The organism is Opitutaceae bacterium (assembly GCA_015075305.1).
Taxonomy (GTDB): domain Bacteria; phylum Verrucomicrobiota; class Verrucomicrobiia; order Opitutales; family Opitutaceae; genus UBA6669.
In genome coordinates this window covers 325,228-340,162 of the sequence record JABTUS010000005.1, presented here as the reverse complement: position 1 = coordinate 340,162, position 14,935 = coordinate 325,228, and the positions used below count along the sequence as shown (strand labels likewise).

At 62.0% G+C, this 14,935-nt stretch carries 11 protein-coding genes and 1 tRNA gene; 6 read left to right on the top strand and 6 right to left on the bottom strand.

Translation table 11 applies throughout. The annotated features are described in order from the left end of the window. Positions 1-12 precede the first annotated feature (12 nt). Complete coding sequence (locus tag HS122_12005) at positions 13-2,622, bottom strand: c-type cytochrome (protein ID MBE7539124.1); 2,610 nt, start codon at positions 2,620-2,622, stop codon at positions 13-15. A gap of 384 nt (positions 2,623-3,006) precedes the next feature. Between HS122_12005 and HS122_12000 the strand changes: the two genes are divergently transcribed. Further along, positions 3,007-4,215 carry a TIM barrel protein gene (locus HS122_12000; GenBank protein ID MBE7539123.1) on the top strand — a complete coding sequence of 403 codons (1,209 nt, stop codon included), beginning with the start codon at positions 3,007-3,009 and terminating at the stop codon, positions 4,213-4,215. An 82-nt stretch (positions 4,216-4,297) separates the two neighbouring features. On the opposite strand, the gene HS122_11995 is transcribed toward HS122_12000, so the two are convergent. The 4 genes from HS122_11995 to HS122_11980 all read right to left on the bottom strand — a co-directional run bounded on the left by HS122_11995 (position 4,298) and on the right by HS122_11980 (position 9,793). Continuing rightward, on the bottom strand, positions 4,298-5,554 hold the full coding sequence (locus HS122_11995) for a PLP-dependent aminotransferase family protein (GenBank protein ID MBE7539122.1): 1,257 nt from the start codon (positions 5,552-5,554) through the stop codon (positions 4,298-4,300). Beyond that, the gene (locus HS122_11990) at positions 5,551-5,757 is read right to left on the bottom strand and encodes a hypothetical protein (GenBank protein ID MBE7539121.1); all 207 of its coding nucleotides are present in this window, start codon (positions 5,755-5,757) and stop codon (positions 5,551-5,553) included. The genes HS122_11995 and HS122_11990 overlap by 4 nt, the downstream gene beginning before the upstream one ends. A gap of 369 nt (positions 5,758-6,126) precedes the next feature. Continuing rightward, complete coding sequence (locus tag HS122_11985) at positions 6,127-7,536, bottom strand: sulfatase (GenBank protein MBE7539120.1); 1,410 nt, start codon at positions 7,534-7,536, stop codon at positions 6,127-6,129. A 10-nt stretch (positions 7,537-7,546) separates the two neighbouring features. Further along, on the bottom strand, positions 7,547-9,793 hold the full coding sequence (locus tag HS122_11980; protein ID MBE7539119.1) for an acetylxylan esterase: 2,247 nt from the start codon (positions 9,791-9,793) through the stop codon (positions 7,547-7,549). 261 nt (positions 9,794-10,054) lie between these two features. Between HS122_11980 and HS122_11975 the strand changes: the two genes are divergently transcribed. The 5 genes from HS122_11975 (at position 10,055) to HS122_11955 (ending at position 14,643) form a co-directional block, all read left to right on the top strand. Continuing rightward, positions 10,055-11,053: a phosphotransferase gene (locus tag HS122_11975; protein ID MBE7539118.1), complete on the top strand. Its 999-nt coding sequence runs from the start codon at positions 10,055-10,057 to the stop codon at positions 11,051-11,053. Further along, the gene (eno, locus tag HS122_11970; protein ID MBE7539117.1) at positions 11,050-12,351 is read left to right on the top strand and encodes a phosphopyruvate hydratase; all 1,302 of its coding nucleotides are present in this window, start codon (positions 11,050-11,052) and stop codon (positions 12,349-12,351) included. The genes HS122_11975 and eno overlap by 4 nt, the downstream gene beginning before the upstream one ends. Before the next feature lie 91 nt (positions 12,352-12,442). Beyond that, on the top strand, positions 12,443-13,366 hold the full coding sequence (locus tag HS122_11965; protein MBE7539116.1) for a cation transporter: 924 nt from the start codon (positions 12,443-12,445) through the stop codon (positions 13,364-13,366). Positions 13,367-13,454: 88 nt separating this feature from the next. Continuing rightward, a complete protein-coding gene (locus HS122_11960; protein ID MBE7539115.1) occupies positions 13,455-14,051 on the top strand; it encodes a hypothetical protein in 597 nt (198 codons plus the stop codon). Continuing rightward, positions 14,041-14,643 (top strand): RES family NAD+ phosphorylase, encoded by a 603-nt coding sequence (locus HS122_11955; GenBank protein MBE7539114.1) that lies wholly within the window; start codon positions 14,041-14,043, stop codon positions 14,641-14,643. The genes HS122_11960 and HS122_11955 overlap by 11 nt, the downstream gene beginning before the upstream one ends. Before the next feature lie 138 nt (positions 14,644-14,781). On the opposite strand, the gene HS122_11950 is transcribed toward HS122_11955, so the two are convergent. After that, positions 14,782-14,868 (bottom strand) — tRNA-Tyr (locus tag HS122_11950). Positions 14,869-14,935: the final 67 nt, after the last annotated feature.

Sequence of the window (14,935 nt, the reverse complement as noted above, 5' to 3'; positions counted from 1 at the left end):
GGAAGCCGGCAGTCAGTCGCTCCTTCCGCCTGCTCTGAACATCCCGTTGTTTCGATCCCCCGCGCTGAGGACGTACGCGAGCAGATCGAGGATCTCCGGCTCGGTCATTGATGACAGCAGCATCGGCGGCATGGGTGACACCTTTGACGGTTCTATGCTCTTCACCTGCTTGCGATCAACCGAGACGATGGCGTTCGGATTCGATGGGTCGGTGTTGATGATGACATTGTCACCCTTCAGATTGACCACCGTGCCGACGACTGTTTCACCATTTTCCCTGGTGAGGATGGTCGGAACGAACTGCTCGTTGATCTCCTTGCTCGGATTCAGGATCTGGTCGAGCAAATCGGCCGGACTGTAGCGTCCGCCTGCGCCGGTGAGATCCGGGCCGGTCATTCCGCCCTGGTTGTTGAAGCGATGGCAGGCTGCGCAGGCTGCGGCGCCGAACATCCTGCGGCCGTTTTCGAAATTCCGGTTCTTCATCCCTGATTCAACAGCGGGTGCAAGCTCCTGCAGTTTCCAATCGCGGGGCGTGCGTCCGACAAAGACGTCGCCAAAGGTCTCGATGACGCTCCGCACCTCTGGCGCCTTGTTGATCAAATCCTCGAGCGCCTCCTTTTCGCCCTCGGAGAATGTTGCGAGCGCATCGGTGCGGATGAAGGCGATGAATTGCTTGAAACTGGCCCCGCCACGAAAGTTTGCGGCTCGATTGAACCACTCCAGGTAAGCCTTGCGGGTCTGCAGCGTCCATCCGTGCCTGAGCATGCGAAGCGAGCGGGCGTATTCGATCTGCTCCTCCTGCGTGGGTGCGTCGGCGATCAGCTTCATGGCTTTTTGCGCGACGGAGTCCGACTGCAGATAGACAAGCGTCTCGCAGAGCAGCCAGTTCATTTCCGGAGTTTCGGCGGGAAACAGCGGATCCAGCTTCGCCTTGAGCGGCTTGGTCAGCGCGGAAGGGAAGATGTCGAAGCGGTGCAGGATGATCTGCGCTGTGCGCACCAGCGCCAGTTTGCGCTGCGGATCGAGGCGGCTGAGGTCAACTTCGACCAGGGAGTCGAGCAGCCGTCGCCCGAGCGCATGATCGACCGGCGGGCTGTTGTCGTCGCGATGGGGCGGACTGATGCCTCCGGCGCGGGCAAGCGCGAGCAGCGCCTCCACGCGGCTGGAGGGATCGGGTTCCCCGAGCGCGCGATCCCTCCATGCGGCGACGGGAATGTGCTCGATGGCGGTGCGCGCCGCCCAGCGGATGAATCGATCCTCGTGGCCCAGGCTGGGCCAGGCAATGGCAATGCCCTCGGGGCTGGAGCTGTGGTGAAGTTTTTCGAGGCGGTGTCGCAGGATTGCAAGGGGAGTTTCATGCGATCGCTGCGCCACGGGGGCCGTCGACTCCGATCCGTGGTAGGTGACGCGATAGACGCCGCTCTGGACGCGGCGGCCGCCGATGGTGAAATACATCGCGCCATCCCCGGGGTGAATGACGGCGTCGGTCAATGGAAGCGGGGTGCCGGAGAGGAATTCCTCCTTTGTCGCCCTGTAGGTCGCTCCGTCAGGCTCGAGAAAAACCGCGTAGAGTCTGCCCCAGCTCCAATCAAGTCCGAAGAACGCATTTTGATACCGGGCGGGAAATTTCGCCCCGTAGCCAAACACCGTGCCTGCTGGCGAACCCGGTCCGATGTTGATGACTGCGGGCAGGTTGTCCTCATAGAAGTCGGGGCGTTTCCCCGCGCCGTTTCTCCAGCCGAACTCGGCGCCGCTGACCACGTGGTTGATGCGCGTGGGGCGGTACCAGGAGGTGTTGAAGTCGTACTCCATGTCGGCGTCGAACGTGAACAGTTCGCCGTCGCGATTCAGGGCGGCGTCGAAGACATTGCGGAAACCGCTGGCAACGGCCTCGAAGCGCCGGCCGTCGGGTGTCACCCGATAGATGACGCCGCCCGGCCCGAGGACATTGACCATGAATCCGCGGCCGTCCGGAATGCGCGGCAGGAGCTGGTCCTCGCCCCAGATCTGCGGAACGGGTGAGTCAGGGGAGATCTCAGTCAGCTTGGCACCATTGCCGCACACGAGGTAAAGTCCCTTCCCGTCCTCTGTGAGCAGCACGGCGTGCACGCCGTGATCTCCCTTGCTGGTCATCTCGCGCAGCAACTCCACCTTGTCCAGCTGGTCGTCGCCATCGGAGTCGGTCAGGCGATACAGGCCGCTGGGAATTTTCTGTTCGTAGTCGTTGACGCCCACGTAGAGTGCTCCAAAGGCCCAGACCATGCCGTTGACGGCGCGAATATTTGCTGGGACCCGCTCGATTTGCGAATGACTGAGGACCTTGCCGGGCGGCGGAGGTGTGAAGCGATAGAGCCCGCCGTACTGGTCCGCGGCGTAGATTCTTCCCTTGGGATCAAGGCAAAGATTGATCCACGACCCCTGCTCGTCTCCCGGAACGGAGTAGAGAAGCTCGACCTGAAAGCCGTTCGCCGCCTTGATGCGGCTGACCGGAGTGGCCTTGTTTTCGCCGACGACCAAACCCGTGCGCGACTTTGGGGAATCCGGCTTTGTCTGTGCGGCGGGCGCCGGATCGACGGATTTGGCGGCTGGGGCGGCGAGTGTGGCTGCGCAGGATGCGAGCAGTGCAAGTGCGAGGCGGTATGGGCGCGGAGGGTGCGGGTTCAAGGTGGTTGCGGCAGATCTTGTTGGGCAGGTCCGCACCTGGCGGAGTACCGCGACGGGGCAGAAGATTGAAGCGTGACGGAAGTGGGAACGCCTTCCAAAGCGAAAAGGTGCACCGTTGCTTACAAGCTGAGGGTTTGCAAATCTGCGAGAGCGCGACGCATGCGAACAGGCGAACGCATCGCGCTTTGAAAATTTTTTGTTCGACGCATGAAAGACGATTTTGGAACGGGCGAGGTTACTGAAGGCCTTGCCATTTTGGATGGCGCGGCGAATACTTGAAATTCGATGTCCCGCAGGTGCGGAGACATCAAAAAATGCTTCTTTTCTTTTCCTGACAACGCCATGGCTGCAGCCAATTCCGCACTCGTCTCCCGCCTCCTGCCAATACTCAACAACTTCAATGTCGAGGTGCCTTCCTGGGGCTTCGCTGACACCGGAACGCGTTTTGGAAAATTCCTTCAGGATGCCGCGGCGATCGACCTGGCGGACAAGCTGGCCGACAGCGGTCACGTCCATGCGCTAACGGGATGCTGCCCCACGGTGGCCGTGCACGTGCTGTGGGACTTCAAACCCGGCGAGGATCCGAAGGCGGTGGCAAAACTGGCCGAGCGGCATGGCGTGAGGATTGGAGCGATCAATCCGAATCTCTTCCAGGACCAGGAATACAAGTGGGGGTCGTTTGGAAACTCGGATGCGGCGGTGCGCGAACGCGCGCTCCAGCATTGTTATGACTCGATTGCGATCGGGAAGGCGGTCGGCAGCGAGTACCTGTCCCTGTGGTTTGCGGATGGCACGAACTATCCGGGGCAGGAGAGCATTCGCGACCGCAAGCATCGCTTTGAGGCGGCGCTGAAGGCGCTGCATCGCAAGCTCGCGCCGAATCAGACAATGCTGGTTGAGTACAAGCCGTTCGAGCCGGCCTTCTACGCCACCGACATCGCTGACTGGGGAATGTCGTACGTGCTCTCCAAAAAGGCCGGCCGGCGAGCGAAGGTCCTCGTGGACACCGGCCACCATTACTCCGGCCAGAACATCGAGCAGATCGTCGCCTTCCTGCTCGATGAAGACATGCTTGGAGGCTTTCACTTCAATGACCGGCGTTACGCGGACGATGATCTGACGCTTGGATCGATCGATCCGTACCAGGTTTTCCGCATCTTTCACGAGATTCACAGCTTCTCGGTTGAGCGTGGCAAGGCGCCGAAGATCGCCTACATGATCGACCAGTGTCACAACGAGAAGCCGAAGATCGAGGCCACACTGCAGACCGTGATGATGGCGCAGGAGCTTTTTGCGAAGGCCGCGCTCGTTGACCACGAGGCGCTGCGCAAGGCGCAGGAGGCGCATGATGTGGTGGCTGCGGAGCTGGAGCTGAAAAGGGCGTTTTTCACCGATGTCGCGCCTGCTTTGAAAGTCTGGCGCAGACAGAAGGGGCTGCCGAACGATCCTATAGCCGAGCACCGGAGATCCGGCTATGCAATCAAGGCCGGACGGGACCGCGCCAAGCGGCGTCGCGAACTCGGACTGGTTTCGGGGGGCGGCTTCGCCTGACGCGGAAACAACAGGTTTGCTGCCTGGCGCGTCATGAGTCCGGAATAGTCCGGCTTCATGCCCCGGCCAGGGAATTGATTGCTCAGGCTGCGGCGGCAGGAACAGCCGCCAGGGCTGCGCCGAGGCGGGCTATTCCCTGATCGATCCGTTCCTCGCTGGCGTTGCTGAAGTTGAGGCGCAGCGTGTTTTTGACTGCGCGGTCAACCCAGAAGGGTGCTCCTGGAACAAAGGCGACCTTCTGGGCGAGTGCGTGCTGGAGAAGGTCGAGGGTGTCCACACCAGGCGCTGTTGTCACCCAGAGGAAGAGTCCTCCATCCGGCTGCGTCCAGGTGCAGTCGGTGGGGAAGTGACGGCGAAGGGCTGAGAGCATCACTGCCCGCCGCCGGCTGTAAGTCTCGCGCAGTTGACCGACGTGTCTGTCGAGCATGCCCGCGTGGCGAACAGTTTCCCAGATGACACGCTGGTTGAAGGCCGCGGTGTGGAGATCGGTCGCCTGCTTAGCCGTCACGACGCGATCCATGAAAATGCGATCGCGCGCGACCATCCAGGCCACGCGCAGACCGGGAGCGAGAATCTTGCTGAAGGTTCCCAGGTAGATCCACGCGTGACCCGCTTCAATCGCGCTCAGCGCTGGAATTGCAGTGCCTGCAAAACGCAGTTCGCCGTAGGGATCGTCCTCAATGACAGCCACCGAGTGACGCGCGGCAATCTGCGCGATGGCGCTGCGACGCTCCTGGGTGAGGGAGGTGCCTGTGGGATTCTGAAAATTTGGGTTGAGATACAGAAATTTTGGAAGGACGGCTGTTCCGTTTAGATGATGCTCCAGCGCGTCGGGCAGGAGTCCATGCTGGTCGGAGTCGAGGCCCACGACCCTTGCCTCGTAGGAGCGAAAGGCCTGAAGGGCGCCGAGGTAGGCGGGATTCTCCGTCAGAACCGTGTCCCCCGGATTGAGCAGCACCTTCGCGATGAGATCGAGGCCCTGCTGGGATCCGTGCAGCATGATCACCTGGTCCGGCGAGGTGTGCAGTTCCGCCGTCGCGGAAAGGTGCTGGCAGACCCATTCGCGCAGCGGCAGGAAGCCCTCGGTGGCGCCGTACTGGAGCGACGCAGGCCCGTCTGACGCAAGCACGGTGGCGGAAGCGCGCGCGATGGCCTCCACCGGGAACAACTCCGGGGCGGGCAAACCGCCGGCGAAGGAGATGAAGTCCGGCGACTCCGTGTATCTCAGGATTTCCCGGATGGCACTGGCCTTGAAGCCTGACGTCCGCGTGGCATAACGAAAGACAGGGGATGCGGAGGATTGAGATGCGGATCGAGCGGCGGTGACGGAGGTGTTCACGGGAAGTCGATGTCAAAGTTTCCCTGGAATGTGTCGGTGAGGTCCTCGCGCAGGTTCATCACGAGCAGGTCGTGATTCTGTGCGATTTCGCAGGTGGCGAGGAATGGCAGCGGGCGGGCGCTGCGACGCTTCATTTGTCGACTGTCGTCGTCTGTCTCGTCGTCATCAATGGGAGGCTTGGGAAGGCCGAGGAACGTATACATGGTTGGGAGGCGGTTGTGTTTTTTTGTTGCCGCTCCCCTCGTCGTTCACCGTCGGGGCAAAAAAAAGCCCCCTTCGGTGAGACACCGAAGGGGGCGAAAGTCAGGTTGGACGTCAGCTCCCTCTCGGTGCTCGGATAATAACGGACACGACGGCGACCACGGAGGCGTGGGCGAGGAGGCTGGTAAAGTGCGTCGAGTGAGCGAGGGACATTGCCGTTGTACGAAAGGAGGTGCCGGGGGTTGTGTGGATTGTCAAGTCTGCGTTTGCCCGATTGTCATCGGCACGGATGAGCGGCGGATAAAGGGGATTGGATTACCGCGGCAACAAATCAATTAGAGGGGCCGTTCAGGTTGCCTTGTGCCTGTGTCTCAATGCTCGACAGCCCTGGCGGTTGGTGCCTTGGTCCTCGGCGGATCATAGGCGGGGTTCACGGTTGGCATCTGTGCGCCCGTGGCTGTGCGATGGGCCGCGAGCAGCGCGAGCAGGGTGGTTGCCCGGGCGGATTCCTGCGCGGCGAGATTCTGCGTTTCACCGGGGTCGTATCGCAGGTTGTACAATTCGGGAGCCCGGCCGGTGTGTGCCAGGGTGTATTCGTAGTACTCAATCAATTTCCAATCGCCCGACCGCACTGCTCCGGCTGGGCCGCCGGATCCCGCGGCGTGATAGTGTGGGTAGTGCCAGAAGATCGCCTCGCGAGCGGGTGCCGGGCTCCCCCGCCAGAGTCCCGCCAGGCTGACGCCGTCCAGCGGCACGCCGCGTGGCGCCGGCGCTCCGGCGAGTTCGAGGAATGTGGGGAAAAAATCAACCGTCGTCACCGGCGTGGCGCTGATCCGGCCCGGAGCAATGACTCCCGGCCAGCGCACGAGCAGCGGAACGCGAATCCCTCCTTCATACAACCGCGCCTTGCCACCGCGCCAGGGTGTCTGCGCGGCGTCGGCCAGCAGCCCGCCGTTGTCGCCGTAGAAGATCACAACCGTGCGATCCCGCAGTCCGAGCGCATCGAGGTGCGAAAGCACCCGTGCGATCGAATTGTCGAGTTCCTCCATCATCGCGGCGATGACCGGATTGTTCTGAGGCTGGTCCGACCCCGCACGCTTTTGGTGTTTTTCGACGAGCGCACGCGGCGCCATGATCGGCGAGTGAATGGAATTGTAGGACAGCTCCAGGAAAAACGGCTCGTCCCGGTGGCGCGTGAGAAAGTCCAGCGCATGCGAGGTGATCGACCCGACCTTGTGCGCATCCGCCTCGGGATCGTCGCCTTTCTTGGGTTTCTGCGTGATGTAGGTCTCGGCGAAACCCTGGCGATCCGGCCCCTCGGCCACGCTTTCAGGTGGAAAATATCCGCGGGCAAGGTGCCACTTCCCGAACAACGCCGTCACGTAGCCGCGTTGCGCAAGGACCTCGGCAATCGTCGTGGCGGAGAGCGGCAGAAACTTCTGCCAGTCTGGCTGCGTGAGGCGCGCCAGGGGGAACGACCCTCCCGGAATGAAATCCGTGATGTGAGTGCGCGCGGGATACTGGCCGGTCATCAGCGAGGCGCGTGTCGGCGAGCACACCGGACACGCCGCATAGGCGTCGGTGAACTTCAGACCGTCGCTTGCCAGTGAATCAATGGCCGGCGTGTGGTAGTAGTCGCCACCGTAGGCGCTGACCGGCGCCGTGCCCAGGTCATCCGCCAGGATGAAGAGAATATTGACCGGCTTTGTGTCGCCCGCCGCCGTGCCCAGCATCGTGCTGAGGGCAAGGGCAAGAAATGAGAGACGTGGAGATTGCATCATTGTGGTTCCTTCAATCATTCAACAGCCGGGTCATCGGTGCCTTCAAGTCCTCGCCCGCGCCCACCACGAGGTTGTTTTCGGATTTCGCGGAGCCGAAGGCGGCAAAGGCCAGGGCGTACTCGCGCTTCACGCTTTCCACAGGCAGAAGCCTGCCGCCGCCATCCACCGTGTTGTGCAAAATGATTCGCCGGGGCGCGAGGGCCGCCGCGAGCAGGGGAAGATCGTAGGACCGCAGGACGCCGGGCACGAAGGTCTCTATGAACCGGGGCGCATAGTACTCCGTGGCGGCCGCAGAATGGTAGGAACTCAGGGAATCGATCAGCGCCACGCGGGAAATATCCGGGCTGAACGCGGCTGCATGGAGCAGCAGCGGGCCCATCGTGCCGTAGGCCACGGCTGACACGTCTGAGCTGCCTTCGGCCTTCAGGATGGCGGCCAGCTTCACGACATCCGCGGCGCGAACAGCCAGCACGCTGCGGCCGATGAACATTCCCAGATACCAGGTCTTGTAGTTGACACCGGAATTCGCCGGATGACCGGGGTACCTTCCTCCGGCGGAAATCCCGGGACCGACCTCTCCGGTTCCAACCAGATCGGGTGCAAGCACCTTGTAGCCCAGTCGGACAAGCCGCTCCATTTCCCCGCCCTTGCCGCCATCGGCCGCCTTGCCCTGCGGGTGAAGGTAGAGCACCGCGCGTCCATTGGGGTGTTCGGGCAGCATCGCAACGTAGGGAATGGGATAGTCGCCCTCGCCCATGACGAAATAGCGCTCGATCACGCATCCCTCGCGGTGGCCGCGGCCTGTCAGCACGGGCCGATCCGCGGAATTGGGCGGTCGGTAGCCGCTCATTTGTCTGGCCGCCTCCACCACGTTTGCCGGCTTGAAGCCTGACGCGGAGATTCCGTCCTGACGCTGGGTGACGAGTTGATCGGCCTCGCGCCGCGTCAGACTCGAAACTGTTTCACCCTTCAACGAAGTGCGGACTTGTCCGGTGGGGGTCACGCGCAGCTCGTCCTGGGTCGGCAGTTCCACCGCTTCGATCTTGGATGAGCCCGGATTGTTGAGCTGCGCCTGGAAAAACGCATACATGGCCTCGCTGTTCCGGGTTGTGGGCTCATGTCCGGCGTCGTCCTCGACGAGTTTCAGGTTCTCCGGCGCCCCCATGGCGCGATAGACCCTGCTCACCTCGCGAAAGGTCTCGCGCGTGCCCTCGATGTTGAAGAGGTCATTTGCTGTCGCGATGATCAGGGCCGGTTTGGGCGCCCGTGCGGTCAGCAGGTCCGGGTGGTCGATCCCACGGGCGAACATGTGAAACAGGTTTTGTTCGCCGTCGCGGGGGCCGATTTTTTGGAGAATGCGCGTGTTGTTGCAAACATGGTTTTCCGGCGCCGCCGCGAGGATCCGCTCGTCGAATGCGGGAATGTAGAGCGATTGGAAGCCGCCTCCCGACCGCCCCGCCATGCCGAGACGCTTCGGGTCGACTTCCGGACGCGTGAGGAGATAGTCGACTGCGCGAATGCCGTCCCAGATGACGTAGCGGGCGAGCGATGAACCCGTGAGCATCGCCTGCTGGGTGATGTAGGCGTGCTCGAGATTGTTGTCACCCACCCGCGGCTTGCCGGTGTCGTCCAGATACTGCATGCGCTCGCCTTGGGAGACGGGGTCCCAGGCGAAGACCACGAAGCCCTTCTTGACGAGATTGAGAATGGTACGCATGTACCCGGTCCGATACCCGCTTGGCGAGTGACCACTGGCATAAAGCACGGTTGGTGCCGGTCCGGACAGGTGTCTGGGCAGGAAAAGCGCCGATGTGACGTAGAACCCCGGCTGCGATTCGAAGACGATGTTCTCCATCCGGTAGTCGGCCTTTTCGACCGTGCCCAGTATCCGGGCATTGAGCGGGGTGCGTTCCGGAAAGGGTCCCACGATCTCAGCGAGCGTATGCCGCACCTTTTCCTGCTGTCGTTTCCAATCCTCTGCCGAGTGGAGTCCAGCCGCCTGCTGATCCCGTTGTGCCAGCAACGCCAGCGCCTCATTGTGGAGATGGAAATACAGTGCGTCGGGCGCCGCCCGAAATTGCACCCAGCCGGCAATGACGTCGAGATCGGTCCTGTGCGCAGAGGGGGGGGCAACCCGTGAACTCTCCCTGGCGGCCTGCGCTGATGCGGGATGCGGGCAGAGGGAGAACAGTCCCAGCGCAAGAGCGAGGGCACGGACTTGTATCACACAGGGAGGCATGATTGTTTCGGGTTTCATTTCATTGGGGAATGGAAGCCGATGCGCAAATGAGCCTCCCATTCTGCACACAAGTCCGGACCACTCAATGGCCCATCTGCTGTATCCGTAAAGCGATTTCTTGCGTCGCGCATCGGATTTTCTCAATGGCCAGATCATCCACGTGGATGGCGGCCTGCTCGCCCCGATTTGAGGGCGCAGTCGCAAGGCTGCGGGCATGAAGGGTATTTCCATGCCTTGACTCGACCTTCGAACATGCGCTCGGATTGAATCTCCGAGTACATGTCCGCATCGAGTGACAGCCTGATCGCCCACTTGCGAGCCGCCGGCACCGTGACGGCGGGACCGGTGCGCGTGCGCGGCCTCGAAGGTGGAGTTTCAAGCGAGATTGCCCTCGTCGAGGACGGCGATCGAAGGCTCGTGGTGAAGCGCGCGCTCCCCCGGCTGAAGGTCAGCGCCGAGTGGCTTGCCGACACCGGTCGGAATCGAACCGAATGGGACTACTTCGACTATGCGGCACGGGTGGTCCCGGAATCGGTTCCGCGCATACTCGCGGGAAACAGGGAGGAGGGATGGTTTGCGATGGAGTATTTCGGCGATGGTTTTCGCACTTGGAAGCAGATGCTGCTGGCGGGCCATGCGGATCGCGGGCCCGCGGTCCATGCCGGTGCCGTGCTGGGGCGGCTTCATGCGGCGTCATGGGGAGATTCAAACGCTGCAGCGCGATTTGCCACGCTGTCCAATTTTCATGCGCTGCGGATTGAGCCCTATCTTCTGACGACCGCTGCGCGGGTTCCGGCCGTCCGTGACGTGCTTGAGGCAGAGGCCGGACGGCTGGCCAGGACGAACCTGGCGCTTGTGCATGGGGACTATTCACCCAAAAACCTGCTGGTGTCGCACGACCGCATCGTAGTGCTGGATGCGGAGTGCGGATGGTACGGTGATCCCGCCTTCGACACCGCCTTTCTCCTTTGCCATCTGCACCTCAAGACGCTGCTTCATCGCGCGGATCCGGCGCGCCTTCTGGACTTGGTTCCCGCATTCTGGAATGCCTATGGCACGGCTCTCGGCAGTCGCGCCACGGCGGATCTGGAGTCGCGCACCGTCCTCTTGCTTGCAGCGCTCATGCTTGCGAGAGTCCATGGAAAGTCTCCCGTTGAATATCTCAAGCCGGGGGATGGAGATATTGTGACAGCCTTTGCCGTGCGTTGTCTGGTGACTCCCACGCCCGTCCTCAAGACCTTCACCGCCGACTGGCTCCTGACCCTGGCATCCTCATGAAAATTTCCGCCCTGCACGCCCTGCAGATCTTCGACAGCCGCGGCCATCCCACAGTGGAGGTCGAGATCACCCTCGAAAATGGCATGAGTGGCCGCGGGTTCGTGCCCTCCGGGGCGTCGACCGGAAGCCATGAGGCGCACGAACTGCGTGATGGCGATCCGCATCGCTACCGCGGGAAGTCGGTGTTTCAAGCCATCGCGCATGTTGAAGGAGAAATCGCGCGTCTGGTGGTGGGGCGCGATGTCTTCGATCAATCGGGACTCGATGCGGCGCTCGTTGCGCTGGATGGCACGCCGAACAAGTCGCGGCTGGGCGCCAACGCGCTGCTGGGGGTTTCGATGGCTGCGGCGCAGGCTGCGGCGTGCGCGCGGGGTGTGCCGCTTTTTGAATCGCTTGGAGGCGGCCAGAGCACGCTGCTGCCGCTGCCCGAGGTCCAGATCTTCGGCGGGGGCCGCCACGCGCAGGGCCGCATCGACATCCAGGATTTCATGATCGTGGCGCTTCGCGCGCGCACCTACGAGGAGACGCTTGAGATCACGCACAATGTCTTTCACGCCGCCGCCGATGTCATGCGGGCGCGAGGCCGGCTCGCCGGCGTGGCGGACGAGGGCGGTTACTGGCCGCTTTTCGACCGCAATGAGGACGTGTTTGAGGCGCTGCTCGCCGCGATTCGTGCGGCCGGCTACACTCCGGGACGCGATGTCGGGCTCTCGCTCGACATCGCAGCCACCGACCTTTTTCAGGACGACAGCTACTCGCTGGGTTTGGAAAAACGGCGGTTCACATCCGCGCAGTTTGCACGCCTGATGATCGACTGGGTGGAGAAGTATCCGATCGTATCGATCGAGGATCCGATGGCGGAGGATGACTGGGATGGCTGGCGACTCGTGCGCGAAGCGATCGGGCACCGCTGCCAGCTCATCGGGGACGATCACTTTACGACGCATCCCGAAAGGATCAGGCGGGGGATCTCCGCCCGGACCGCGAACGCCGTGCTGATCAAGCTCAACCAGATCGGCACCGTGACCGAGACGATCCGAGCCATCCGCCAGACACAGGCCGCCGGCTGGCTGCCCGTGGTGTCGGCGCGTTCGGGGGAGACCGAGGACGCGTTCATTGCGCACCTCGCGGTGGCGACCAATGCGGGCCAGCTCAAGGTTGGCTCATTCAGCCGCAGTGAACGGATGGTGAAATGGAACGAGGTCCTCCGGATTCAACGCAGCCTCGGTGGACGCGCACGCTTCCTTGGCACCGGCATTTTTGAGGCGGCTGGCATTGCGCTTCCTGTCCTGGCTTGAGCCGCCTCCCGCATTGGCGCGCTACAGCGAGGGTCGACAAGGGGCTGCGTTGACCCGCGTCGTTGGAATGCATATCCTGGCGGGATCCAAAATGAAGCAATCGGTTGCGGTGGCGTTTCAAACAACCTTGAAGAGCATTTTCGTGAACGTCGTGCTTGCGGCGGTCAAGATCCTCGCCGGGTTGCTCGGTCATTCCTATGCATTGATTGCCGACGGGATCGAATCGCTGACCGATGTCGTCACATCGTCAGTGGTGCTGGTTTCCCTGAGGATTTCGAGCAGGCCTCCCGACGAGGACCATCCGTTCGGACACGGGAAGGCTGAGCAGCTCGGGGCGTTGTTTTCGGCGCTGGCACTGCTTGCCGCAGGCGCGATCATCGCCATCCAAAGTTCCCGGAATCTTGTCGGACGCCACAGTTCCCCGGACTGGTTCACCCTGCCAATTCTTTTGCTCGTTGTGGTGACGAAAATGATCCTTTCACGGTACGCCCTGAAGAAGAGTGCGGAAACCACGAGCATCGCGCTCAAGGGTGACGCCTGGCATCATCGTTCGGATGCGATCACGTCGGCACTGGCGTTTCTTGGAATCACGATCTCGCTTGCCGGTGGACCGGGGTACGAGAAGGCGGATGACATTGCGGCGCTTCTGGGATGTCTGGTCATCGGATACAACGGATTTTCGCTCCTGAAGCTCGCCCTGCATGAGAACATGGACGGCGCCGCGCCTCCTGAAATGGTGCGGGAGGTGCTGGCCCTGGCTGAAAGCACGGAGGGCGTCCGCCGGATTGAGAAGCTGAGAATGAAGAAGAGCGGCCTCGGCTATCACATGGATGTCCATGTGCAGGTGGACCGGCGCATCACCGTCGAGAAGGGGCATGCGATCGGCCATAGGGTCAAGGACGCCGTCAGAGCGTCTTTTCCCGCCGTCACTGACATCGTGACCCACGTCGAGCCATTCAGCGGACCCACCGTACCGCATGAGGCACCAGACCGGGAGCCGAGTCGCGGCAAGTGAGCAGGCTTTGATGCTGCGCACGCCGGGCAGAAGTTTTAAGACGATTTAACGAAGTTGACAAACTTACAGAAAGACCCATGCTGGCTTCATGGAGGCAGACGCGCTCAATACGGAGAAGCTCATTGTCCGGGATGAACTCCGGCGGAAAATGCGCCGCCGCCTCGGAGCGGTCATGGAAGACTATGTGACGACATTCAAGGGTGAATCGAACGAAGGAGCGGCGGCGTTCGCGGATGATTTGGTGGAGCTGGTGCCGGCGGTTTCTCCTGCCTTGGAGCACGAAGGCGTGGCTCTGGCCCTGGTTCGCGGTGCAGCGGCGCGGGCTGAAATGCTGCGTGCGCCGCAGGGGCCATGTGTGTCGGCCGAGATTGCCGCCCGCATAGTCGGAATCTCGAAGCCCAGAATACTCGAAAAGGCCAAGGAGGGCGGCTTGTTCGGGGTGCGATTGGAAAAGCAGGGGGCGGTCAGGTTTCCCACATGGCAGTTCGATGAGAAGGGCCGGGTGCGTGAGGGTTTGGTTGAGGTTGTCCAAACCTTCAGGGAGATCAGCGGTCTCGATGACTGGGCCGTGCTCACCTTTTTCCTCACACCGCGGGAAAGCCTGCGCGGCAGGGCGCCTGTCGATCTTCTGATCGCCGGCGATGCGAAACGATTGAAGGCGCTCGCCAAAGCGCATGTCGGCTAAACTGAAGCCGCTCAGGCTGCCGCCGAGGGATCTGGCCTCGCTGAAACTGGCGGATGCCAAACTGGCGGAAAGAGGTTGGTGGCGACTGCATTTTCCAGGGAGGGCGGTGCGGTTCACGCTCAACGAAGAACACCGGTTCTCCCACCCCTTGGGCCGGTATCCCGTGCTCTACGCCGCGTCCGACGAGGAAACCGCGACAATGGAGGTGTATGGCGACGTCTTCTTTGCCAGAAGGACGCGCGTGGCCATTGCCAGGAGCGAATGGGAGGCGCGCGTGTTTTCCACGCTGAGGCTTCCCAGTGTTGCGGTGGCGAATCTCACCTTTGCGGGAATGGCTTCCGCCAAAGTGGATGCCTCGGCGCTCATGCATCGATCGCGCAGGTTCACCCACCAATGGGGAAGGGCGGTCATGGATCATCCGTCAGGATTTCATGGCCTGATCTACGCCTCGCGATTCACGGGCAGGATGTGCGTTGCCCTTTTCGAGGTTCCGGGCGATGCCGCGCCACGCATCGAAGGACCGGCGTATCCGCTTGCGCGAACGTCTCTCGCGAGAGTTTTGATCAACCGCTATTGTGTGGCGCTTACGTGAATCGGTGCCAGACTCGCGCAAACCGGGTTGCCAGCGCGCCAGTCCGAAACAGAGATGCGCCACATTCCGCGACAGCGCACGCCTGCGGTAACGATTGTTAATCCGCTCGAGTGCAGCTCGTGAAGCAGCTGCGGGAAATGGTGGTAGGACCTGGATTCGAACCAGGGAAGGGCAAAGCCCAAGAGATTTACAGTCTCTCCTCGTTGGCCACTTGAGTATCCTACCAATGAAGGAGCGGCTAGTTCATGTCTGCGCGGAACCGGCGCAAGTCTTTTTTCCGGCACGTGCCGCC